The following is a 485-nucleotide window of genomic DNA, read 5'->3' as shown; positions in this document are numbered from 1 at the left end:
GAGTTTTCGGGGAGCAGGGGACTCGGCCAGCCGTTCAGGGGAAACCCTGGACGGCCTTTCTTTGATTCGCCCTCTTTCCGATTCGGGGCTGTGGCGATTCGCGGTTTGTGATTCGATCAGGCGTGAACTACATGCTCGCCCGAAAATCGAGTCTCCAGCCAACTGCAGGGCCGCATGAGCGAACCGGTAAGCCCGACTGAACCCGAACCGCAGCCGCATGAGGAGGCGCCGGAACCGCGCCGCGAGCCGGTATTCAACCTGCCGCCGGTGGTGCAGGCGGTAGTTGCGATTTGCCTCGTCGTCTATCTGGCCGAAAACTATCTTCTCACGCCAGCGCAAGACGACACGTTTGTCTCGACCTTCGCCTTCACGCCGGCTTTCTATTCGGGTCTTTACCCGCCAAGCGTCTATTTGCTGGTTCAGCCTTTCACTTATGCGTTCATGCATGGCAGTTGGGCGCATCTCTTGGTCAATATGGTCTGGCT

The 485-nt window shown here is 58.8% G+C and carries 1 protein-coding gene; it reads left to right on the top strand.

What is annotated here, in order from left to right; genetic code table 11:
- Positions 1-174: 174 nt before the first annotated feature.
- Positions 175-485, top strand: a 311-nt coding sequence (locus EOA29_RS39800; RefSeq protein ID WP_145970178.1) for a rhomboid family intramembrane serine protease, incomplete at its 3' end; no start/stop codon positions are given.

The organism is Mesorhizobium sp. M1E.F.Ca.ET.063.01.1.1 (genome assembly GCF_003998155.1).
Classification (GTDB): Bacteria; Pseudomonadota; Alphaproteobacteria; order Rhizobiales; family Rhizobiaceae; genus Mesorhizobium.
Note: the sequence above shows the minus strand (reverse complement) of the source record. Positions and strands in the feature narration are given on the sequence as shown.